General features: G+C 39.5%; 20 protein-coding genes, 1 tRNA gene and 1 pseudogene. 13 read left to right on the top strand and 9 right to left on the bottom strand.

All coding sequences use genetic code 11. The features are described from left to right. Positions 1 to 7 precede the first annotated feature (7 nt). Together G6Q00_RS06825 and G6Q00_RS06820 are read left to right on the top strand one after the other, a co-directional pair. Positions 8 to 1,177 carry a glutathionylspermidine synthase family protein gene (locus tag G6Q00_RS06825; protein ID WP_163532546.1) on the top strand — a complete coding sequence of 390 codons (1,170 nt, stop codon included), beginning with the start codon at positions 8 to 10 and terminating at the stop codon, positions 1,175 to 1,177. Then, the gene (locus G6Q00_RS06820; protein ID WP_163532545.1) at positions 1,174 to 1,707 is read left to right on the top strand and encodes a PepSY domain-containing protein; all 534 of its coding nucleotides are present in this window, start codon (positions 1,174 to 1,176) and stop codon (positions 1,705 to 1,707) included. The genes G6Q00_RS06825 and G6Q00_RS06820 overlap by 4 nt, the downstream gene beginning before the upstream one ends. Here G6Q00_RS06820 and corA read toward each other — a convergent pair. Genes corA through G6Q00_RS06805 form a run of 3 tightly spaced genes read right to left on the bottom strand, consistent with a single transcriptional unit; the run spans position 1,702 to position 4,886 of the window. Then, entirely contained in the window at positions 1,702 to 2,667 is a 966-nt protein-coding gene (gene corA, locus G6Q00_RS06815) for a magnesium/cobalt transporter CorA (protein WP_163532544.1), read from the bottom strand. The two genes, G6Q00_RS06820 and corA, sit on opposite strands and share 6 nt — an antisense overlap. Positions 2,668 to 2,676: 9 nt before the next feature. After that, the gene (locus tag G6Q00_RS06810) at positions 2,677 to 3,894 is read right to left on the bottom strand and encodes a phosphoglycerate kinase (protein ID WP_163532543.1); all 1,218 of its coding nucleotides are present in this window, start codon (positions 3,892 to 3,894) and stop codon (positions 2,677 to 2,679) included. Then, positions 3,888 to 4,886 carry a type I glyceraldehyde-3-phosphate dehydrogenase gene (locus G6Q00_RS06805; protein WP_163532542.1) on the bottom strand — a complete coding sequence of 333 codons (999 nt, stop codon included), beginning with the start codon at positions 4,884 to 4,886 and terminating at the stop codon, positions 3,888 to 3,890. Before G6Q00_RS06805 ends, G6Q00_RS06810 begins: the two co-directional genes overlap by 7 nt. A gap of 188 nt (positions 4,887 to 5,074) precedes the next feature. On the opposite strand from G6Q00_RS06805, the gene G6Q00_RS06800 reads away from it, so the two are divergent. From G6Q00_RS06800 to G6Q00_RS06775, 6 genes are all read left to right on the top strand, one after another. After that, positions 5,075 to 5,392, top strand: coding sequence for an HU family DNA-binding protein (locus G6Q00_RS06800; RefSeq protein WP_006564422.1), 318 nt, complete (start codon positions 5,075 to 5,077; stop codon positions 5,390 to 5,392). 67 nt (positions 5,393 to 5,459) lie between these two features. Next, positions 5,460 to 5,536 (top strand) — tRNA-Arg (locus G6Q00_RS06795). Positions 5,537 to 5,588: 52 nt separating this feature from the next. Next, positions 5,589 to 6,962, top strand: a complete 1,374-nt coding sequence (locus G6Q00_RS06790) for a TolC family protein (RefSeq protein ID WP_240329474.1) — start codon at positions 5,589 to 5,591, stop codon at positions 6,960 to 6,962. 9 nt (positions 6,963 to 6,971) lie between these two features. Continuing rightward, positions 6,972 to 7,667, top strand: coding sequence for an efflux RND transporter periplasmic adaptor subunit (locus G6Q00_RS06785; protein ID WP_163532541.1), 696 nt, complete (start codon positions 6,972 to 6,974; stop codon positions 7,665 to 7,667). A gap of 2 nt (positions 7,668 to 7,669) precedes the next feature. After that, positions 7,670 to 10,801, top strand: a complete 3,132-nt coding sequence (locus G6Q00_RS06780; protein WP_163532540.1) for an efflux RND transporter permease subunit — start codon at positions 7,670 to 7,672, stop codon at positions 10,799 to 10,801. After that, a complete protein-coding gene (locus tag G6Q00_RS06775) occupies positions 10,785 to 11,363 on the top strand; it encodes an outer membrane beta-barrel protein (RefSeq protein ID WP_163532539.1) in 579 nt (192 codons plus the stop codon). The genes G6Q00_RS06780 and G6Q00_RS06775 overlap by 17 nt, the downstream gene beginning before the upstream one ends. On the opposite strand, the gene murI is transcribed toward G6Q00_RS06775, so the two are convergent. The 5 genes from murI to hemH all read right to left on the bottom strand — a co-directional run bounded on the left by murI (position 11,313) and on the right by hemH (position 17,966). After that, positions 11,313 to 12,110 carry a glutamate racemase gene (murI, locus tag G6Q00_RS06770; RefSeq protein ID WP_205426563.1) on the bottom strand — a complete coding sequence of 266 codons (798 nt, stop codon included), beginning with the start codon at positions 12,108 to 12,110 and terminating at the stop codon, positions 11,313 to 11,315. The genes G6Q00_RS06775 and murI overlap by 51 nt on opposite strands. Then, the gene (gene rho / locus G6Q00_RS06765; RefSeq protein WP_163532538.1) at positions 12,107 to 13,405 is read right to left on the bottom strand and encodes a transcription termination factor Rho; all 1,299 of its coding nucleotides are present in this window, start codon (positions 13,403 to 13,405) and stop codon (positions 12,107 to 12,109) included. Before rho ends, murI begins: the two co-directional genes overlap by 4 nt. 112 nt (positions 13,406 to 13,517) lie before the next feature. Beyond that, positions 13,518 to 16,331: a cytochrome c biogenesis protein gene (gene ccsA / locus G6Q00_RS06760; RefSeq protein WP_205426562.1), complete on the bottom strand. Its 2,814-nt coding sequence runs from the start codon at positions 16,329 to 16,331 to the stop codon at positions 13,518 to 13,520. Continuing rightward, positions 16,321 to 16,956 (bottom strand): SoxW family protein, encoded by a 636-nt coding sequence (locus G6Q00_RS06755; RefSeq protein WP_163532537.1) that lies wholly within the window; start codon positions 16,954 to 16,956, stop codon positions 16,321 to 16,323. The genes ccsA and G6Q00_RS06755 overlap by 11 nt, the downstream gene beginning before the upstream one ends. Beyond that, a complete protein-coding gene (hemH, locus tag G6Q00_RS06750) occupies positions 16,947 to 17,966 on the bottom strand; it encodes a ferrochelatase (RefSeq protein ID WP_163532536.1) in 1,020 nt (339 codons plus the stop codon). The genes G6Q00_RS06755 and hemH overlap by 10 nt, the downstream gene beginning before the upstream one ends. A gap of 115 nt (positions 17,967 to 18,081) precedes the next feature. Between hemH and gatB the strand changes: the two genes are divergently transcribed. Next, complete coding sequence (gatB, locus tag G6Q00_RS06745) at positions 18,082 to 19,512, top strand: Asp-tRNA(Asn)/Glu-tRNA(Gln) amidotransferase subunit GatB (protein WP_205426561.1); 1,431 nt, start codon at positions 18,082 to 18,084, stop codon at positions 19,510 to 19,512. Positions 19,513 to 19,516: 4 nt separating this feature from the next. On the opposite strand, the gene G6Q00_RS06740 is transcribed toward gatB, so the two are convergent. Beyond that, positions 19,517 to 20,290: a type IV secretion system protein gene (locus G6Q00_RS06740; protein WP_163532535.1), complete on the bottom strand. Its 774-nt coding sequence runs from the start codon at positions 20,288 to 20,290 to the stop codon at positions 19,517 to 19,519. A 268-nt stretch (positions 20,291 to 20,558) separates the two neighbouring features. Between G6Q00_RS06740 and G6Q00_RS08815 the strand changes: the two are divergent. The 4 genes and pseudogenes from G6Q00_RS08815 to G6Q00_RS06720 form a co-directional block, all read left to right on the top strand. Continuing rightward, positions 20,559 to 21,390 (top strand): annotated as a pseudogene (locus G6Q00_RS08815) (RNA-guided endonuclease InsQ/TnpB family protein); the annotation flags it as partial. An 8-nt stretch (positions 21,391 to 21,398) separates the two neighbouring features. Next, on the top strand, positions 21,399 to 22,250 hold the full coding sequence (locus tag G6Q00_RS06730) for a hypothetical protein (protein WP_163532534.1): 852 nt from the start codon (positions 21,399 to 21,401) through the stop codon (positions 22,248 to 22,250). Next, on the top strand, positions 22,247 to 22,648 hold the full coding sequence (locus G6Q00_RS06725; protein ID WP_163532533.1) for a hypothetical protein: 402 nt from the start codon (positions 22,247 to 22,249) through the stop codon (positions 22,646 to 22,648). The genes G6Q00_RS06730 and G6Q00_RS06725 overlap by 4 nt, the downstream gene beginning before the upstream one ends. Before the next feature lie 41 nt (positions 22,649 to 22,689). Further along, positions 22,690 to 23,165 (top strand): Mu-like prophage major head subunit gpT family protein (locus G6Q00_RS06720; protein WP_205426560.1); only part of this gene is annotated, 476 nt, incomplete at its 3' end.

Genomic DNA, 23,165 nt, shown 5'->3' with positions numbered 1-23,165 from the left:
GACATCTATGCGCATTAAAACTTTAGAACCTCTTAGTCAAGAAGTGTTAGAAGAAATTGGGCTTGATTGGCACACAGATCCGGATAAAAGCCCTTATATTAGTAATGATCTTATCAGTATTAGCCAAAAGGAAGCAGATGCTTACTATGAAGCCTGTGAGGAACTCTATAACATGTTTGTAGAAACGGCCCAAATGGTAATGGATCAAGAGCGCTTTTTTGAGCTAGACATTCCAAATAGCATTGTGCCTATGATTAGACAAAGCTGGGAGGAGGATATTCACTGGCATATTTATGGGCGCTTTGATCTAGCAGGAGGATTAGATGGCAAACCTATTAAGTTGCTTGAGTTTAACGCTGATACCCCGACTATGCTATATGAAAGCGCGGTGGTACAATGGGCTTTACTCAAACACAATGGCTATAACGAGGATTTGCAGTTTAATAATATCCATGAAGCTTTGGTGCAAAATTTTAAGCGGCTGGTTACTTTAAGCGAGGATACTAGCGGTTTTGAATCCATGTATGAGGGCTGGAAAATCCTTTTTTCTAGCATTAAGGGGAGCAGTGAGGAGGAACGCACCGTTAAGTTTTTAGAAGATGCAGCTAGAAGTGCCGGGTTTCAAACCCACTTTACTTATATAGACTTGGTGCAATTTAACGCCACTGAAGGGGTGTTTTTTGAGGGGGTGAATTATGAGTATTTGTTTAAATTAGTGCCTTGGGAAAATATCGCCATTGATGAGCCGGAGTTAGCCATGCTTATGCAAAGTATCATGGAAAATCAAAAGGCAATTTTTTTAAACCCCGCTTATACTTTGCTCTTCCAAAGCAAGCGTTTTTTAAAACTGCTTTGGGATCGCTACCCTAACCACCCTTTGCTACTAGAGGCTAGCTATGAACCCTTGCGTAAAAAGCAGGTTAAAAAAGTTGCCTTTGGCAGAGAGGGGAGCAATGTAGAAATCTTAGATGCAAATTTACAAGTACTGCACAAAACTGAGGGGGTTTATGGCAACCATAAACCCGTGTATCAAGAGTACTACGAGCTAAATAAAGCTGGGGAGGAATATTACCAACCCAATGTTTTTTATGCTTTTGAACCTTGCGGGCTTGGCTTTAGAAAAGGCGGGCTTGTGATGGATAATTTTTCTAAGTTTGTGAGCCATATTATTTTATGAGTACCAAATGGGCGCGTCTTTTTCATATGCATGCTAGTGTATTTTTCTTGCCTATGGCTTTGCTATTTGTTATCAGTGGGCTTGCTTTCTTTTTAAATGTTAAATCAGAGAGTGGGGCAGAGATTAAAAAATGGCAAGTGCCCTTTGTTTCTGCTAAAGAAGAATTAGATTTTTTGCTTAATTTTCTTAAACAAAATAAAATCCCCCTACCCTCTAAGATTGAGCCTAGAAAGCGCAGAGGGGCTTTAGTGATTGGTACAGCTAGTTATGAGATTAATTTAAGTTCTCAGGGCAATACCAGCACCATTACAAGCATTAAGCGTAATTTTTTAGGGGTACTTATGCAAATACACAAGGGTAGGGCAGGTAAACCTCTTGTGATTCTGGGTTTTGCCTTTGGGGTGTTTTTGTGTTTATTTTATGCCAGCGGGCTTTTAATGGTTTTAAAATACAAGAATTTAAAGGGAATTGTTAGCGCCTTTATTTTAGGTTGTGTGGTGTTGGCTCTTTTGATTGTACAATCACTATAACCAACCCTTCTTTTTAAAATAAAGAATGGGCAAAATTGTAGAGATCACCATCGCCACAATCGCCATAGGATAGCCAAATTCCCAGCGAAGTTCTGGCATCACCTCAAAATTCATTCCATAAATCGTACCAATCAGAGTAGGGGGCATCATCGCCATCGTAGCCACAGTGAAAAGCTTAATGATTTTATTTTGTTCCACATTAACCTGTGAAGTGAAAAGATTTTGGATATTATCTAAAGCGTTGAGATTAGCTGTGCTAAAATCCACTAGAGAGCTAAAATCCTTAAGAATGATCATAAAATCTTTTTTAGTCTCGCTATCTACTTTATTGCTTTTAAGTAAAGTGGTGATGATGCGCCGTTTATCAAAGAGTGAATCGCGCAATTCCATGTTAAATTCTTGCAAAAATGAGAGAGTGATTAAAATTTCTCCGTGGTTAAGTTCTTCTTGCTCTAAGACAATGTGCTTACGCAAAGTACTAATTTCGCGGTTTATCTCTTCTAAACAATCTGCCCCCTGTTCAAAATAAAGTTCTAAGATTTTAGCCAAGACATCAAACCCATCTTGGAATTTTTTAGGACTGGCTAAGATTCGTTTTTGCATATCCTCAAAAATGGGCAAATTACAATCGCCATCATAAATTGTAAATAAAATATTATTTGCGATTAAGTAAGTGATGGCCTCTGTGTGGAAGGCTAAAGGATCGTCTTTATGGATAAAAAAAGTATTGATTGTAATGGAAGTACTGTTTTCAAAGTACTTAGTCATCGTACTTTTTTCTAATTCTTCACGGTTGCTTATATCAAGAGAGTAATTTTTAGCAATACAGTCTAATTCTGCAGCAGTAGGGTTGATCAATTCAAACCATAAAATGCTACCTTCTTCTAAAGGGAAGGTAGCAAAACTATTAAAAACATGGATTTGGACTAAATGGTTGTTTTTGGCAAAAACATTGACCATGCCTGCCTCCTATTTGCGATCAAGCACCTCAAAGGCAACTAAAATTTTGCCCTCTAAAAGTTCCAAACTCGCCCCCCCGCCAGTAGAGATAAAACTCACGCTATCTTTATACCCCGCACGGGTTAACACATCAATAGTATCGCCCCCGCCTATTAAAGAGTAGGCATAGGTATTAGAAATACTATGGGCGATTTGAAACGATCCGCGGCTAAAAAGGGGCACTTCATAAACCCCAAGTGGGCCATTCCAAATAATGGTTTGGCTTTGTTGGATCACTAAAGAAAAGAGTTTAGAAGTAGCCGGGCCAATATCTACAGTCATATGATTAAGTGCAATATCTTGCGCGGGGGTGATTTGTACTTGATCGGTGTGTTCTAAATGCGTACTACTCACCACATCTACAGGCAAATAAACCCGAACACCTCGCTCTTTAGCCTTCTTTAAAACCCCTAAAGCCTCTTCAATTAAATCCTCCTCCACTAAAGAGGCCTGCATATCATACCCTAGCGCCTTTAAAAAGGTATTACTCATCGCCCCACCGATGATAATTTTATCCACCCGCTCTAAAATGTTATGTAAAAGGGTAAGTTTAGAGCTCACCTTAGCCCCGCCAACAATTAAAAGCACGGGTCTTAAAGGGTTAGCCAAAGCCTTAGCAAAGGAATTAATCTCTTTTTTAAGTAAAAAGCCGGCTACTTTAAGGGGTACAAAGGCAGCGATGCCATAAGTACTAGCGTGTTTGCGATGACTTGTACCAAAGGCATCGTTGACATAAATATCACACAAAGCGGCTAATTCCTTAGCAAAGGCTGGATCGTTATTTTTCTCGCCTTTATAAAAACGCAGATTCTCCACTAGAATAATGGGACGATCTTGGGTATCTAAAAGTTGTTTAGCCTCTTTGGGCGAATTGGCAAATAACACTTCCTTATTTAAAAGCCGTTCAAGTCGTTTAAGCAGGTGGCTAAAGGAAAATCTCTCCTCTCTTTGCCCCTCTATCTTAGCCTCAGGGCGTCCTAGATGCCCTACTAAAACAACTGATTTTGCCCCATTATCCATGCAATAGTTAATCGTAGGGATACTCTCGCGCATTCTAGTATCTTCTGTGATATTTAGGTTTTTATCTAAGGGGACATTAAAATCTACACGGATAAGCACCCTTTTATCTTGTAAATCCACATCTTGGATTCCTAATACCTCTTGCATTTTTTTAATACCAGCTAGCATGCGCTTCCTTTAGAATGAATATATAGAGCTAAATCCACTAACCTATGGCTATAGCCCATTTCATTATCATACCAAGCGAGGATTTTGGCATGGCGCTTACCTAAAACTAGGCTTTGATCTAAAATGTAGATAGCACTAAAGGGCGATCCGATAAAATCGCTAGAAACCCGTTTGTCTAAATCAATGCCTAAGATACCTTGTAGGTAGGTTTGGCTAGCCTCTTGTAAACAAGTATGGAGGGTATTTAAATTTAAATCTAAACGGGTATCAAAACTTAAATCTACAAGGCTAACATCTGGGGTAGGTACGCGCAAAGCTAAACCACTGATCTTATCTTTAAGATGGGGCAAAATTAAAGCAATGGCCTTGCTCACACCTGTAGTGGTAGGAATAATATTAAGCGCTGCAGCGCGGGCACGGCGTAGGTCTTTATGTTTAGAATCTAAGAGATTTTGATCGTTAGTGTAGCTATGAATAGTTGTCATAAGGGCATGTTCTAAACCAAATTGATTATCTAAAACATGGAGTAAAGGAGCTAGGGCATTAGTGGTACAAGAGGCATTAGAGATCACAGATTGGCCGGTATAATTTGTGTGATTCACTCCATAAACAAAAGTAGGCGTATTTTTAGCTGGGGCAGAGATAATAACTTGTCTTACTCCATTTTTAAGGTGGATTTTAGAGAGTTCTAAATCGTTAAATTGCCCTGTGCATTCTAAAACTAAAGTTGCGGGGTTAAAGTTAAGTTTAGCCGGATCTCTTTCATGGAAGACACGCACCCGTTGGCTGTTTCCAATGCGTATATAATCTGTATCTAGCATTTCTATAGGGAGGGAGGGTCTGTGCAAAGAGTCAAAACGCAAAAGGTGGATTAAAGTAGGGGTATCACAGGTAGAATTAAGGGCTACTAGTTTTATATCCTCCCTGCTACCCACAATACGGCTTGCACACAAACCAATCCTACCTGTCCCATTGATAGCTATTTGTAACAATAACGCCCCTTATAATTTAACTAAAAATTATCATACAAATAGGTAGCTTGTAGGGCTCTTAAGCCTATGCCTATTTTTTAATAAGTTTTAATGGAGTGTGGATTGGCTAGATTTATGGGTTTTTTGGGTTTTTGTAGTATAATGCGTCCTCCTTATAGCCAATACAGAACAACTTGAAAGGATTATCAATGAAAAAAGCAGAGTTTGTAGAATTGATGAAAGAGGCAGGGTCCTTTGATAGCAGAAAAGATGCAGAGTTTGCCCTAGATGGGTTTGTTAGGGCCGTACAAAAAGCCCTTAGCACCCATGAAAGTGTGGAATTAGTGGGGTTTGGTAAATTTGAAGTGGCTTTACAAAAGGGCAAGAGTGGGAAAGTACCCGGGAGTGATAAAACTTACATGACTAAAGATAAAATGGTGCCTAAATTTAAGCCCGGCAAGGTCTTAAAAGACATCGTATCTTCTGAAAAATCTAGCAAAGGTACAAAGTCTAGTAAGAAGAAGTAACTTTAAGTTTTATCCCCTAGAGTTGTGCTTTCTACAACTTTAGGCCATTTGGTTAGTCTTATGAAGGGTCCTTGTAGCTCAGTTGGATAGAGCGTATGATTCCTAATCGTAAGGCCGTGGGTTCAAATCCCGCCAAGGACACCACATTATTTAATAATTACAGCAATTTAGATAACAACAAAATATGGAGTTTGCGATGAGTTTACATTCATATAAAAAGAGAGCATGGGGGGCTCTTTTAGCTTGCTTGACTTGTTTGCACTTGCAGGCTTTAGAGCTCCAAAGGTATCAACCCCAGCCTGAAGAAGATTTTAACCTTAATTTAAAACGATTAGAAAGGTTAGAAGATCATAATTTTGCTTCTACAGAGGGGAATGCGCTAAGTTTGGCAGATTTAATTAAAAATGCTAATAACAACTACTCACTCCAAGCCGCAAGGTTACAGGTAGCACAAGCGCTTAAAAACCACGCCATTGCTAAGGCTAAGTTTTTGCCAACTTTAAGCAGCAATTACACCTTTAACCACCGCGACAGAAACACGCCTTTTTATCCTAACTATAGCATGCAGTTACTCAACACAAATCTAACCTTAAATTTGTTTAATGGTTTTAGCGATGTTAATGGCGTTAAACAACAAGCGGCTTCTTACCGTTCTAGTAGTGCTAATATGGAATACACCAAGCAAAGCATTTATTTACAAGTGGTACAGCAGTATTACCAATATTTTAACAACATGGCACAACTAGTGGCCTATAAAGAAAGATTAGCCGAGTTACAGTCTAATCTTAAACGCATTAGACGGTTATACGATCAGGGTTTGGTAGCCATTGATGAATTAGAGAGTGCTAAAGCACAAAGCGCATTAAGCGAGAATGATATTACTAATATACAGTTTTCTATTGAGCAAAACCGCTTGACTTTAGAATACTTGACTAATAGTAAAATCCACTCTTTGCGCCGTACTACTATTCTCCAACCCTCTTTTGCACTCAGAGAACGAGCAGATCTACGCGCCCTTAGAGAACAAATTACAGCAATTAGTTATCAAAATAAGGCACTCAACTACTACCCTACGGTGGATATTAATGATGACTGGCAATACTATATCCAAAAACCGGCATTTGCCCGTGGTAAGGATAATAGATTTGGAAACTTGTTCCCACAACAACAAAACACTGTAGGGATTGTGGTGGGTTTGAATATTTTAAGCGATATTGGGTTGAGTTTACAAAAACAATATGTGCGCTTAAACCAACTATCACAGGAAAAAACCCTCATGTATAAAAAAATGGAGCAACAAAAAGATGAGGAGCTTTATCGCAGATCTATATACATGGCTATGGATCGAATCCGCAGCTCAGAGGCTAGTTTAAAATCAGCCACTATTTCTTATGATAGCATTAAAAGAAGGTATGCGGCTAATTTGGTGGATTTTACCACCTATCTTAGGGCTTTAAGGACTCGTTTTGATGCAGAAGTGGTTTATAACCAATCGCTAAATAACTACGAAATGCAAAAGGCCAACTATATTTTTTATAGTGGGCATGAAATCCAAAATTATGTACGCTAAGGGAGAAAGATGAAAATACTTTTAATGATCTTTTCATTGGTGATAGGGCTTAGTGCTAAAGAAGTGTATGCCGTTTTTGATGTACTTGCCCTCCAAGATGCTAACTTAACTTTAGATTCTGCAGGGATTGTAGATGCGATCTATGTAGATGTGGGTAGTAAGGTCAAAAAAGGGGATATTCTCTTAACTTTATACAATAGGGATAAAAGATCGCAGGTTGCTTCCATTATCCAGCAGTATGACTTTGCCCAAAAGCAATATGAGCGCTACCAAAAAATTGGAAGAGCCATTGATAGAAACACCTTAGATAGTTATTATTCTAATTATAAGAAATTAGGCTTTGATCGCAATTATGCTGATTCAATTGTAGAAAAGACAATTTTAAGAGCGCCCTTTGATGGGGTGATTGCGAGTAAAAATATTGAGTTAGGCGATGGAATGAGTGCTAATAGCACGGTGTTATTTAGACTAGTTAGCCATCGATCTAAAATTGTCTTGCAATTTGACTCTAAATACTTACCCGAAGTAAAAGTAGGAGATACTTTTATTTATAGCATTGATGGCAAACCTGAGAAAAGACGCGTACGCATCACTAAAATTTACCCTACCATTGATGCAAGTACCCGCAAAGTAAGCGCTGAGGCGCTTTTGCCGGCTAATAGTTCTCTTGTACCGGGCACTTTTGGGGATGGGTTTATCCAGTAGCCATGTATAAAATAGCAATTGAAAGACCCATTACAACTTTGATGTTTGCGCTCATGATTGTTTTCTTTGGGACTATGGCCTTAAAGAAAATTAGCGTAGCGCTCTTTCCCAATGTGGATTATCCTATTGTGGTGGTTAAAACCCAATACCCCGGGGCAAGCGCAGACATTGTTGAGAGTAAGGTAACAGATAAGATTGAAGAAGCCGTAATGGAGATTGATGGAATCAAAAAGGTAACTTCTAATAGCGCGCTTAATGTCAGTGTGGTTACGATTGAATTTGTGCTTGAAAAACCTATCACAGTGGCGGTTAATGATGTGATTAACAAGGTTTCCTCTGTTACTTTTAATGATACTAATATTAGAAAACCCACCGTTGATAAAGTAGATACTAGCGGGCAGGCCATTCTTTCAATCTTTTTAAGCAGCAAAACCCAAAGCTTAGCCGAACTTAACGATCATGCTAAAAATGTGATCAAACCCATGCTACAAAAGGTTGAGGGCGTGGGAAATGTCCAGCTTAATGGCTATCAGGAAAAACAAATCCGTATCTATGCCGATCCAACCCTTTTGAACAAATACGGGCTAACTTTTAATGATCTTTACAACACCCTTAATACCCAAAACCTTGAAATGGACGGGGGCAAGATCATTAGTAAGACTAGGAATTATGCGATTTTAGTAGATGGTAATAGTTACAAACTTAGCGATATTGCCAATATCCAGATTGGAAGCAATGTCCGGCTTGGCGATATTGCTACTATTGAAAAGGGCATTGATACAGATATTACTTACGCTAGTTATGGGAATGAACCCGGCATTGTATTAGAAGTGCAAAAAATCGCTGGGGCTAATGAAATTAAAATTGTAGATGCCATTTATAAAGAAATGGATGCCATGCGCGCAGCTAGCCCAGGCTATAATATACGCCCCTTTTTAGACACCACAAGCTACACCCGCCACTCTATTGAAGATGTTAAATTTGACTTGATTTTAGGCGGGATTTTAGCCGTTTCTGTGGTGTTTATGTTTTTGCGTAGCTTTTCAATTACCTTTGTTTCAGCGATGAGTATCCCTATTTCCATCATGGGAACTTTTGCCCTTGTTAACTGGATGGGCTTTTCTTTAAACATGCTCACTATGGTTGCTCTTACCCTTTCTATTGGGATTATTATTGATGATGCGATCGTGGTGATTGAAAATATCCATAAAAAGCTTGAATCAGGCATGGATAAAAAGACGGCTAGCTATGAAGGCGTGCATGAAATTGCCTTTGCTATTATCGCTATCTCGGCTATGCTCTTATCCGTGTTTATCCCTGTGGGTAGTATGACAGGCATGTCGGGGCGCTTTTTTAAAAGCTTTGGGATTACAGTGGCGCTAGCTATTGCGATTTCTTATATCGTAGTGGTTACGGTTATTCCTATGCTTAGCTCTATTTTAGTTAATTCCAAACAATCCGCGTTTTATAACTTCACTGAGCCCTTCTTCCAAAAAATGGACAAACTCTACGCCAAACTTTTAGGTTGGATTTTAAACCACAAGCTCATTATTTTGTTACTAGTGGCCGGGATTTTTGTTAGTTCTGTACGCGTAGCTAGCAAACTAGGAATGGAATTTATACTCCAAGAGGATCGGGGTAGGTTTTATATCTGGGTGAAAGCAGATACAGATATTAGTTTACAGCATATGTTGCAAAAAATGAAAGCCTTACAACGAGTCATTGATGCCGATCCAGATGTAGAGTTTGATTCTATGCAAATAGGTTATGGGAATATCCAAAGCACCTTTAAGGGTAAATTTTATGTCCAACTTAAAGAACACCACAAGCGTAACCAATTTGTGATCATGGAAGAGATGCGCAACAAACTACGCGCCCTACCTGAAGCCAAAGATTTAGTTTCTATTAATGCAAGTGAAGTTCCCCTTATTGGGGGTGGGGATAACGCTGCTTTTCAGGTTTATATTTATTCCTCTGATCAAAAACTTGTGGATCAAACCGTGGAAAACCTACGAAAATTCTTATTAGAAAGCCCGGAACTTAAGGGCAAAGTAGCCGGTTATCACACCAACACCTCAGATTATCAAACCCAGTTTCAGTTACGGGTTTTGCGTGCAGCCACGATTAAATACGGCGTAACTGCCCAAAGTATTGCCTCAGTAATTAACAATGCTTTTTCAGGGTCTAACCGTGTGAGTTATTTTAAAGAGCATGGCATGGAATATGACATCATTATCCGCGTACCCTCTAATAAAAAGATGAGCGAAGAGGACATCAAGCGCATTCAGGTTAAAAATAAAGATGGTAAATTGATGTTTTTAGATGGGCTAGTTCAAATCATTACGCGTAAAGTCCCAGCTAATATCACCCGCTACAACCGCCAGCGCAGTGTTACCGTTTTAGCTAGACCTGCTGGGGGGGCGAGTTTGGGCGATCTTTTAAACCAAGTTAGGGCGCATAAAGATAAGTGGCTTGTAAAAAATGTTTTCTTTGCTTTTACAGGACAATCAGAAAGAGTCCAAGAAAACAGCGTTGCCTTTGGAACGGCTATTTCTACAGCCTTTATTCTCATTTACATGATCTTAGCCGCACTCTATGAGTCTATTCTTGAGCCTTTGATCATTATGATCACCATGCCGCTTAGCTTTTCAGGGGCTTTCTTTGCGCTTGGTTTAGTCCACCAACCTATGAGCATGTTCTCTTTAATGGGCTTGATTTTGCTTATCGGAATGGTGGGTAAAAATGCCACTTTAATTATTGATATTGCCAAAGAAAAGCGCAAAGAAGGGTATGGCATTGAGCAGGCTGTTATTTTAGCAGGCGAATCGCGTTTGCGCCCTATTTTGATGACCACCATTGCTATGGTTTTTGGCATGTTGCCCTTAGCTTTAGCTACAGGACAAGGTTCGGCGATGAAAGCCCCTATTGGCATTGCTATGAGTGGCGGGCTTATTGTCTCAACTTTACTTAGCTTGCTTGTAGTGCCTATTTTCTACCGGCTCATTGCGCCCATTGATGATAAGCTTAAAAAATTCTATCAGGATAACAAGCCAATTAAATCTTTAGGGGCTAAATCCAAATCCAAAGAGGATAACCCTCCAATTCCACAGGTAGCAAATGAGAGGGCTGTTTAGCGCTTTATTGCTAGCTAGCGCTTTAATAGCAGCTAGTAAAAACAAGCCAGAGCCCTTAATTAAAAATCAAATTTTTATCGGGGCTACAACGGGCTTTGCTACCTATCGCACCAATGAAGAATCTTGGATTAATTCCTTTGTCTGGGGGCTTAAGGGGGGCTATCAGCGCAATTTTAACCCCTATATTTCCTTAAGAGGTCAAATTGAATATCTCATGGCTATTAAACCCACCGCCTTTAATACGCTAGTTTCCTCTTTTGTAGGCTTACATGTAGATATGGTCAATGATTTTTACCACAAATCTAAATACGCCTTTGGCACTTATATAGGGGTGGGGCTAGGCTATTTTCAAGGGGCACATACTTTAGTGAGCTCTACAGATAACCGTAGTTTCATGGGCTATAATGGGGTTTTAGATGTGGGGTTTGGTAGCACCATAGACAAACAACACCGCGTAGAGTTAGGGGTGAAGATTCCTTTTGGCAAAATTAACGCGGTTAATAATAAATTCTTAAGCATGGATTTTTACTACTGGCTGGCTTCCTACGCCTATTTGTTTTGATTTTAAAGAATGGGCTAATTGTTTTAAAAGACTAACATCTCCGCTTGCAAAGAGTTCTAAATTACTTTCTTGATTTCTTGATATGAGTTTATATTTTTCTTGCAAATACTCTACAATGGCCTCGCCGGAGTGAACAAACTCACAAGGGTTTTCAAAGCGCTTTAAAAAATAACCCTTCAAACTTGAAACAATCCAAGGAAAATGCGTACAGCCCAAAACCACCACACAAGGCGCGCGCTTTAAATCCTTAAAATAATACAGCATGCAAGCCTCTAAAAGCGGGCCTTCTAAAACCCCCTCTTCAATTAAGGGCACAAATAACCCTGTGGCTAAACTTTGCACATTTTTATAACCATGTGTACCTAATTCTTTTTCATAGCGATTTGAGGCAATAGTGGCTTTAGTTCCTAATATTAAAATGGGCTGGTTTTGAGAAGTTTTTTTAAGAACGGATAACACCCCAGCCTCTATCACCCCTACAATAGGGATTGTACTTTGATTGCGCATCTGTGGCAAAGCCCACGCACTCACGCTATTACAAGCCACGATAAGCATGTCAATTTGATAAGGTTTGAAAAAATCTAAAGCTTCTAAAGAAAATTTTTGGATAGTGGCCGGATCTTTAGGGCCATAGGGTACGCGTGCCGTATCGCCATAATAAATAATGTGATCAAAAAGGCGGGCTTTAAGCAGGCTCTCAAGGACACTTAGCCCGCCCACCCCGCTATCAAAAACCCCGATCCTCAAGACCCTTCCTGCATGAGCCTTAAAAATTCTTGATTATCCTTAGTGGTTTGCATTTTAGAGTAAATGAAATTAAGCGCCTCTACATCATCCATTTGTTGCATCACATTTCTAAGCACCCAAACCTTAGTAAGCGTATCTTTGCCTAACAAAATATTATCCTTACGCGTGCCGGATTTAAGCACATCAAAGGCCGGATAAATACGCCTATCTGAAATGCTTCTGGCTAGTACAATTTCGCTATTACCCGTACCTTTAAATTCCTCAAAGATCACCTCGTCCATGCGCGATCCTGTTTCAATAAGAGCTGTAGCGATGATAGTTAAACTCCCCCCCTCTTCAATATTGCGTGCCGCCCCAAAAAAGCGCTTGGGTTTATGTAAGGCATTGGCATCTACGCCCCCGCTTAAAACTTTCCCGCTTGAGGGTGTGATAGCATTATAAGCCCGTGCAAGCCTTGTAATAGAATCTAATAAAATCACCACATCTTTTCCCATTTCTACTTTGCGCTTAGCCCGCTCTAGCACTAATTCAGCAATGCGGATATGATTAGCTGAGGGCAAATCAAAAGTAGAGCTAAACACCTGCCCCTTCACACTTCTTTGCATGTCGGTTACTTCCTCGGGGCGCTCATCTACTAGTAAAATCAAGAGTTCAACCTCAGGGTGGTTATGTGCAATCCCATGGGCAAGTTCTTTCATGAGTTCGGTTTTGCCCGTTCTTGGCGGGGCTACAATAAGCGCGCGCTGTCCCTTACCCATTGGGCTAAACAGATCAAGAATGCGTCCGGTTACCTTATTAGGTTCATACTCTAATTTAAGCTGTTCTGTGGGGAAAAGCGGGGTGAGGTTGTCAAAAAGCGGGCGGTTTCTAATTTCATCTAAGGGGAGGTAATTAACCGCTTCAATTTTAAGCAAGGCATAGTATTTTTCTTGATCTCTTGGGGCGCGTACTTGGCCGGTTACAATATCGCCGTTTCTCAACGCAAAGCGTTTAATTTGGGAGTGGCTTACATAAGTATCGTTTTGGTTATCTGAAAAACTCCCATCTAGCCCGCGCAAAAATCCATAACCCTCGTTCGCTGTTTCTAAAATGCCTGTGAAGAGAATATAACCCCCCTGACTCACTTGATTTTTAAGGATTTCAAACATCAAATCTTGTCGTTTGAATTCCTGCGGGTTTTCTACTCTTAGTTCGTTGGCAATTTCTAACAGTTTTTCTGTGGGTTTTGCGCGCAACTCCTCAATGCGATAACCACTCACAGGGGTATGGGTCTTTTGCTTAGGGTGATCTGCCATTAAAATCCTTATCTTCTTCTGATGATTGAACAACTACAAGCCTCGCTAGGGAGAACTAAAGCTTAAAATGAGAAAAAGGCTATTGTAGTGTGAAAATAGCTAAAAGTCAAGACTAAATCTTAGCCATGACTAGTTTTCGTTTAAATCCAGCCAAAATTACAAGCGCAAAAGTAGAGGCCACAAAGGGGTAAAGAAAAGCAGGAATGGGTAAAGGATCGCCTGCTGCATAGCTGTGCATGCCTGAGAGGTAGTAATTAACCCCAAAATAAGTCATTAAAATAGAGTAAAAGCCTAGTACGCTAGCACTCGCAAAGACATAGGGCATGTAATCAAAGCGCAAAAAGCGCAAGTGCAAGATCACCGCATAAACCGCAATAGAAATAAGCGCCCAAGTTTCCTTAGGGTCCCAACCCCAATAGCGCCCCCAAGATTCATTAGCCCACACCCCGCCTAAAAAATTACCCACAGTTAGCATTAAAAGCCCCATGATCATTCCCATTTCATTAATCGCACTAAGGGAGAGAATGGTTTGATCAATGTGTGATCTCTTAGGGCTTCTAAGCAAGAATAAAAGCAAAGTGAGTAACCCTAAAATAAAGCATAAACCTAAAAAGCCATAACTAGCCGTGATGATAGAGACATGGATATTAAGCCAATAGGATTTAAGCACGGGTACAAGATTACTAATTTGGGGGTCCATAAAACCTAAATGGGCTACAAATAGCGCTGTGCCGGCTAAAAAGCTAGAAGCACATAGGGCTAAATTAGAGCGCAAGATCAAACCTGCCAAAGTAGATGCCCATGAAATATAAAGCATAGACTCATAAGCATTACTCCAAGGGGAATGCCCACTCACATACCACCTTAATAATAAACCAACTGTATGCGCTAGTGTGCAAAGCAAAAGCACAGTGTAAAAACCGCGGTGTAGCCAAATATTTACAGGTTTATTTTTAAAGGTGGCGACTAAAACCACAACCAATAAAAACACACCTAGCAATAAATAAGGGGCCATTAGGAAATGAAAAAAATTGCTGTGGTTTAAAAAGATTTCAGAGTTAATTCTGGAGGCGGGCAAATAAAGATTGCTATGGGCTTTTTGATAGGCATCTAGCTCTTCTAAGGTTTTATTAACCGCTTGCCATTTATTCGTATCCACACCCGCATCAAAGCCCACAAATAAAGCGCGCAAAAAATGGGTGGCCTCTTTGGTTAAAGTTGCATCGTTACTTTTAATCGCGTCCTCTGGATCGAGCCAAATTTGGCCTTTATGGGTGGGGAAAATCTTTAAAATTGAGCCGCTAAAAATCATGTAGACTAGATTAATGCGCTCATCAACTTTTAACACATCTTTATCAAATTCATCGCGATCTTTAGGGGCTTTTTGGTTGATTTCCTCTACATAGTTTTGGAGTTTATAACCATGGGGCCCAAAAAGATCTAAAAAAGCCACCCGCCTTTGGTTAGCAGGGACACCTATCATTGTGCGCAATTTAGGCGTGGAGGTGTAGATCATTTTAATGCTTTTATAATCATCTGGATAGAGCATCATGCCAAGCATCACCTGTAAATTATCCATGCCTTTAAAGCCATCTTGGTGGGTGATTTTATGGATAAGTTCCATGCTAAGCGTATCTAAGGGTTTAATGCGTCCCTCAAAGCCTTGTATTTGCAAACGGCCAAATCTTTCTAATTGGCCTTTAGAGTGGGCTTTAAGATTTTTCATGCGCGTAATAATCTGCGTATTTCTTTGAGCCGTTGTACTAGGTTGTACCTTAGCCATGTTTTCTACAGGGGTTTTAACTTCCTTGCCCCCGTGCATGTCAATTTTGCCTTGCTGCGCACGCGCATAAGAGCCAAACCCTAGAAAAAGGGCTAATAAAATCCCGGCTACTTGCTGGGTCTTTAAAAAGCGCGAGAGTTTTTGGAAACGCCCATCTTTGTTAAAAAGCAACAAAAGCGCGCCTAGCATGAGCATGGCATAGCCTGCATAGGTGATGTTTTTACCCGGATCGCGATTAACTGAAAGAATAGTGCCCTTTTCGTCTTGATCGTAGGAGGATTGGAAAAAACGATACCCGCCATAATCTAAAACATGGTTCATAAAAATTCTATAGGGTTTAATCACCTTGCCATTTACGCCTAAAATCTCTACTTCAGAGGCATAAGAAGAGGGGCTCATAGAACCGGGGTAGCGCTCTAATTCAAAGCGTTTTAAATGCAATTTAAAGGGTAGTGTACGCTCTGAAACACCCCAATTAAGGCGAATTTGTAAATCTTGAATAGTTGCTTGTGCATCTTGGCTTTCTATCTCATGCCCGCCTATGATGTGTAGTACTTGGCTTTCTCCATTAAAACTTAGCTTAATTGTTAAAAGGGCGCGGTTATCTTTTTTATTTGGAGTCATTTTGCGCACACTTAAGGGTTCTAAGAGTAGAGTTTTACCATAGACCATAACCTCAGTATTAGGGAGATGTTTAGAAAAGGGCGAGAGGGGAGTTTTAAGCGAAAAATGCAAAGGGGGGCTATCTTTTCTTTGCACACTAAGATTTAAATAGCTATCCGTTGTTCGGATACGATCACTACTTTGATCTTGACGGATATGCATGGTCGCCTCAAAGCCAAAAAAGCGCGTTACTCCCGCGCCTAAAATGATAAGCACTAGCGAACTATGGAAAAATAAACTAATATAGCGCTTTCTTTGCCATGCTTTAGAAGTGATCATCGTGCCAATCAGCACAATTAACAAATACACATGCAAAGCGCTAAACCACCAAGTGTTATAAATAATAGCGCGGCTAGCAGGAGTACCATAATCATTTTCTATAAAGGTGGCCATAGCACAAGCGGTGGCGTATACAACAATAAGGGGAATGGCTACCCAAAAAGAACCAAAGAAGAATGCAAAGATTTGTCTAACTTGCATGTTTAGATTCTCTTGTTTTTTTGAGGATATAGGCGCGTAGTTTTTGGATAAAGACTTTATCATCGTTAATGCCCTGATAAAGATTATTGCCCACAAATTCTAAAACCGCTAAAAATTGGACATGGGGCATGTAACCGGGGAGTTCGTAGATAGTTTTACCGGTGGAGTCGGCTAAAACAATGGTGGGCGTGGAATTAACCTCATACATCTGGGCAAGCTCAGAGGTGGGTACTTTTAATTCGCGGGGTTTTTCAGGCGTACCGATTTTAAAATCATGCATTTTACTATAGCTGGTGTTGATATAGTAAGCGCTAAAGTGTGTTTTGATGTAGTTTTTAAGCTCTGCATAGTGTTTTAAGTCTTGTTTGAGCAATTCGCAGTACGAACAGCCATTTTTGCTAAAAATAAGTAGCATATGTTTGCCATGGGGGCTAATAATACGGGTATCTTGGAAAACATCTTCTAGCCCGGCATAACTTTGCTTATCTAAGTTATTGCTTGTCTCTAGCGTACTTTTTGGAGAGATCGCCCCTGAGGAAATCATGCTCTCATCAATCGAATCATCAGAAGCCAAACTAAAATGAAATAACAAAAGCGGTAAAGTAAAATAAAGAATTATACGCATTTAAAAGCCTCTTGGTGTGGATTAAAGCAGACATTGTAGCCTTTTGTCTTAAAATCTTGGCTTAGGGGCGGGGCGTTTTGTACAAGTTCTAAAATCGCCTTAGCAAAGAGAGAATCATCATTTAAACAGGGACAAACTAAATATTCAGGCACGGCCAAGCGCAGCGCCTCTAATTTATATTGAATCTGTAACTCAAAAAGGGTTTCAGAATTATCAATGCTAAAGGCTAAAGGATAAATAAGAATTTTATTACGCCGGTGTTGTTCTATCATGCTCTCAGTGCTAGGTTCAAGCCACTTTAAAGGCCCTACTTTAGATTGGTAGGCAATTTCAATATGTTTAAATTTAAAGGGCAGTAGCAAGCGCTTTAAAAGGCTTACATGGTGTAAACATTCGGCTTGGTAAGGATCGCCCTCTTTGATCACACTCTCAGGCAAGCCATGTACAGAGAAAATTAAAACAAAATCTTTTGCAGATCTATTTTGCAAGGTCCTAGCGATGCTTTGAATAATGGCCTTGTTATAAAGCGGGTGGGTATAAAAGCGATTAATAATGCGCAAATTAGGATAAAAATGCAAAGTTTCTAGGGCTTTTAAAGCCTCTTGCAAAGAGGATTGTGTGGTGGTGGTGGAATATTGAGGATACATAGAAAAAAGCACTAAAGAATTAAAACCTTGTTGGATTAATTCGTTAAAAACCATAGAGGTAAAGGGAGGGGTGTAGCGCATAGCATAGGTATAGTGGCGGTTTGTATCTAAAGTATTAAGACAATTTGTAAGCCTAGCGCTAAGATCGTTAATGGGGGATTTATTACCGATGTGTTTGTAAATATCTTGGGCTTTTTGTAGACGGTTTTTGACAATAAAACTCCCTAGAATTTTGCGCAAAAGAGGGTTTTTAAAAGAGAGGATATAGGGATCGGCAAACATGTTTTTAAGGAAAAGCTTAACCTCAGCTAGATTATTAGGCCCGCCCATGTTAAGCAAAACAACCGCCTCTTTAATAGACATGCATTAAAACCGCAAAAATGGAAAATAGCATAAGCGCATTATGCCATGTTGTGCGCCTAAAAGTAAGTTAAATAGCGCGTGGTAAAATGTCTTTATCTTTAAAATAAGGAAATCCATGTTTGAAACCATTATCGGGTTAGAAGTACACGCCCAGCTTAATACCAAGAGTAAAATATTTTGCTCCTGCCCTACTAGCTTTAAAGACGCCCCTAATAGCAACACCTGCCCCGTGTGTTTAGGGCTGCCCGGGGCTTTGCCTGTGTTAAATATTGAGGCGGTAAGAAAGGCCATCGCCTTTGGCACAGCAATTAATGCAACGATTAATCAAAATAGTGTTTTTGCGCGTAAAAACTATTTTTATCCTGATTTGCCTAAGGCTTATCAGATTTCTCAGTTTGAATTGCCCATTGTAAGTTGTGGGTATTTAGATATTCAAACAGAGGCAGGCATTAAACGCATTGCTATACAGCGGGCGCATTTAGAAGAAGATGCGGGGAAGAATATCCATAGCCCACAGTATTCACAAGTAGACTTAAACCGCGCAGGTACCCCGCTTTTAGAAATTGTGAGTTGCCCGGATATGCGCAGCAGTAGCGAGGCAATTAGCTATCTTAAAAAATTGCATAGTATTGTGTGTTTTTTAGATATTTGTGATGGCAATATGCAAGAGGGTAATTTTAGATGCGATGCTAATGTCTCTATTCGCCCTAAGGGTGAGGAAAAACTCTATACGCGCGTAGAGATTAAAAATCTCAATAGCTTTAAATTTATCCAAAAGGCCATTGATTATGAGGTGGCGCGCCAGATAGAGGCCTTTGAGCGCGGGACTTATGAAAAAGAGGTGGTGCAGGAAACCCGTTTATTTGATACAGCCAAAGGCATCACCCAATCCATGCGCAATAAAGAGGGCTCAGCAGATTATCGTTACTTCCCCGATCCCGATCTCAAGCCCCTTTTTATCCCAGCAGAACTTTTAAAAGAGGCACAAAACATTAAAGAACTCCCCGAAGCCAAAAAAGAGCGCTATATCAGAGATTTAGGGCTTAAAGCTGAGGAGGCTGATATTTTAGTGAGTAGTTTAGAAATGGCTAGTTATTTTGAGGCGATGTTAGAGCAGGGGGCTAGCGCTAAGGGGAGTTTTACTTGGCTAAGTGTAGAACTTTTAGGCCGTTTGCAAGGCGAGCAGAGTTTGCAAGATAGCCCTATAGAATCTCAAGTTTTAGCCCATTTGGTGCGCTTAATTGATAGTAAGCACATTTCAGGCAAGGCTGGTAAGGAAATTTTAGATGCGCTTATGCAACTAAAAAGGGCTTGTATAGCAGATATTGAGCAGATTATTGCGCAGCGCGGATTAGCCCAAATGGGCGATCAAGAGGTGATTTTAAAGACCATTAAGACGGTTTTAGAGGCTAACCCGGATAAGGTGAAGGATTATAAAGGCGGTAAAGAAAAACTTTTAGGGTTTTTTGTTGGGCAGGTGCTTAAAAATCTAAAAAATGCTAATCCGGCTATGGTTAATACTTTATTAAAAGAGGAATTAGCGTAGATTTTTAGGGTTTGAGGGTTTTAAGGTCTTGCATTTCAGTTACGCTGTAGCGGCTAACTTGAAAACCAGTCGGGTTTTTAGGCATCATAGTCGTATCAAAAGAGGGTGGGGGCAAGAAAGTAAAGCTAAGCACGATGTTATAGCGCTTTTGCTGGATTAATTGCCCCGCATCAAAGAGTTTAGCCACAATTTGTACATGGGCGATGTTTTGATTCTTAGAGCGTTTAAGCAAGGCAATATTGATAATATGAATATCGCGATCCATTTTAGGGGCGGTGTAAATGCTATTTTTAGAGGCAACTAGGCTTTCAAAAACATGCCAAACTTGCGCGTTACTTTGTAAACGAACCACCTCATAGCGACTCTGATCGTCAATGTGGTTAATGGATTCACGGTTTAAAATGTATTGGCCTACTAGTGAGCGCACTAAAGCTTCATTACTAGCTAAATTAGCATCGGCTCTTTGGATAATGGCATAGTGTTTATCTTGGTTAGCAAAGTCAATAAAATGGTGCTGGGTTTGTTTTAGCGGCAAGAGAATAATTAATGCAACGGTTAGAGCTAAACTAATTAGACTTAATAGCACCACAAGTTTATAGGCCATAGCGCTATTACGCCTTTCAATCCGAAATATACTATTTAAATCTAGGTGTGATAAAGCCAAACTTTCAATCTTACTAGCCATTTCTTGTTCTAATTTGGCTTGATTCTCTTGGATTTTTAAATACAATTCGTGGAAAAGTTGCTCTTTGAGGAGGTCTTGCTCCTTAGAATCCATGTATAGCCCTAATATAGAGTGGGGTAGATTGTCTATCTCTTCGCCCTTTTGTAACAGAAATAAATTCTAAGGTATTTTAGCTTAAAGCAATGGATAAAATTCTACCATGTCCAGTTAGATTACTTTTAATCAATACTACAATGTTGTTTAGAACTTCTGGCAGTCAATCTAAGTTGAGCAGTGAGATTTTAGCTAACGCTATTATAGGCCTGCAAGTGTAAATCGCCCCTCACAAGAGCAAAAGACACTCCTTAAACACCATTTTTTCATTTACAACCAGGCCTATAATATCTGCTTAAACTTACAACAAGAACAATACAACACTAACAAGACTCTAGAAAAAAGCCAAAGACAATGGTTAAACTCTAGTATCTTAGACACAAAAATCAGGTTTCATCCAAAACAAAGAGATTTGAGTTTCTCTAGTGTAGTGGCACAACAGAGTCGTATCAATGCCCAAAGAGCACTCTTGAGTGCTTTAACTCTTAAGGATAGAGGCTTTCCTAGATTCAAAAACTCCAAGATTGCCAAACAAAGTTTTAATTGGAATAATCAAGGCTACTCTATCAAAGACAAAAATAAGCATTTTAAGATTGATGTATCAAGATTTCAAGGTGCGTTGGTCTAGGGATTTGCCTAAAGATTGTTCTATCAAACAGATTACCTTCTCTTGTTTGAATGAGCGCTATTTTGTGAGTTTTAACATAGAATACCAGAAAGACATTACTCCCTTAAAGACTTTGAGCCACCAAGATAAAGCCATAGGTTTGGATTTAAATATAAAGACAATTGCCTTGAGTAATGGGACTCTTATCCCCACACATTCTAAGGCTTTCAGCACTGCTAAGTACGACGCTGCCTTTAAAAGACTACAAAGGAAACAGAGCAAAAGACTTTTAAAATCCAAGCAAGCTAAAATAAAACTAGGGAGGAATTTTTACAAATGCCAAAATTCTTTGAACGCTATTTTTACTAAATCTAAATCTCAAAAGGAGGATAGATACCACAAAATTATCAGCGAACTTTCTGAAAAGTTTGAGTTGGTAGTAGTTGAGGACTTGTCAGTAAAGAATATGACTAAAAGAGCTAGACTTAAGAATGAGTGCAAATGCAAGTATTAATTAGATCAAAAATTGAAATTCTTAAAAACACATTAATAGATGAGACCCCGCGCTATGATAAAGAAAAAGATTATAACATCGGCGATCGGGTTTGGGTGGATAATGTGATCTATGAGTGTGAAAAAATTAGTAACCCGCCGGATTTTGCTACAGATTTTAAACAAATTGGGGCGGATAATGTCATGGCGCCCTTTGATAGCGCGATTAATACAGCTGGCATCTCTAAAAGCAACATTGAAATAGAATTTTTGAGCAATGGCTGGCTTTACATGGCTAATTTTGAATGTGATTATATTATTGTGCGCGGGTTTGAGGGCGATCATTGCTTTTATAATGAAATTTTTTATACTTATGATGTTGAACTTGATAATTTAGAGAGCTATTTTTTTGCCACTGGGGCGCGTTTATTAGAGCGAATCATAATCCCACAAACCGGCGTAATTAAGTGGAATGTACAATTTTGTAACAATCAGGGAAATACTTCCCTTATTTCTGTGGGTGTGATTTTTTGCGGTGAAATGGTTGAAATTGGCCAAACTTTGTATAAAGGCTCTATCTCTTTAGAGGATTTTAGCAAGATTGAAAATGACGATCAAGGCAATATCAATATTATACCCGGACTTAGGCGCAAAACCTATAAATATTCGCTTTTACTAGACTTAAAAGAATTAGATAAAACCCTTGAATTACTCATTAATCTTAAAAGTGTGCCTAGTATTTTTATTCTTTCAAACGCTTATGAGTCTTTGCAGTTTTTCGGACTCTTGCGCGCCATTGATGCTAACTTTTTAGATAGAGCGCATGCTAATCTTGATTTAGAATTAGAGGAGCTCACATGATTTTAAATAAAAACACGCTAAAGCCTTATCGGCTAGACTTTTTAAGGCAATTTAACCAACTTTCTAAAGAGATTTTGTTATTAGAAAGCCAAGCCAAAGAAGTACGCCAAGTGCAGTGGGATACGACTTATAAAGTAACTAGCGATCTTAACCCATTAACTATGCCTTATATAGATAATGCCTATTTTAGTGTGGTGATTGTAGATGCTTTAGGCATAGTTAGCGCGCTGTATGAGTGGGACATGGCGATCTTAATTAATAAGCGTACTTATTTTTCTATTAATAGCCTAGAGGCAGATATAAAAAGTGGATTTGTAACCTTTAATCTTAAATATAGCGGCTATTTAGAGGATCATAGCTTAATCTACTATGCACAGAAAAGCAAAACACAAATTTAAGCCGCGCTAAACTAGGCTTAAATTTCAATAAAAGGAAAAACATGGAATTAACCCCCCAAGTGTTAGCTCAAGTGAGTAAAAGCCTTAATGGCGTGTTTGCCCGCGCGCTTGAGAGTAAACCTAAGTTGTATGAACAAGTGGCATTACAGGTGCAGGCAGGCACTATGACGGTAGAATACCGCTGGCTTGCAACTTTGCCTAGTATGCGTGAATGGACTGGAGAGCGAACATTAAAAAGCATTGAGGGCTATGGCTATACCATTACTAAAAAGAATTGGGAAAGCACAATAAAAGTGGATCGCGATATTATCAAATACGATAGCTTAGGTATTGTGGGCGCACAAGTAGCGGGCATGGCCGATCTGATCATTGATCATTATAACGCGATGGTATTTGGTTTGTTTAACACCAATTCAACTTGTTATGACGGAGTAGATTTTTTCCATGAACAACACCCAATTAGCACTAACAAAACCGCAAGTAATAAAGGTAGCCACAACTTAGATCAACAAGGTTT

It is taken from the genome of Helicobacter suis, from assembly GCF_902196125.1.
Classification (GTDB): domain Bacteria; phylum Campylobacterota; class Campylobacteria; order Campylobacterales; family Helicobacteraceae; genus Helicobacter; species Helicobacter suis_B.
This window is presented reverse-complemented; position numbering and strand designations above follow the sequence as displayed.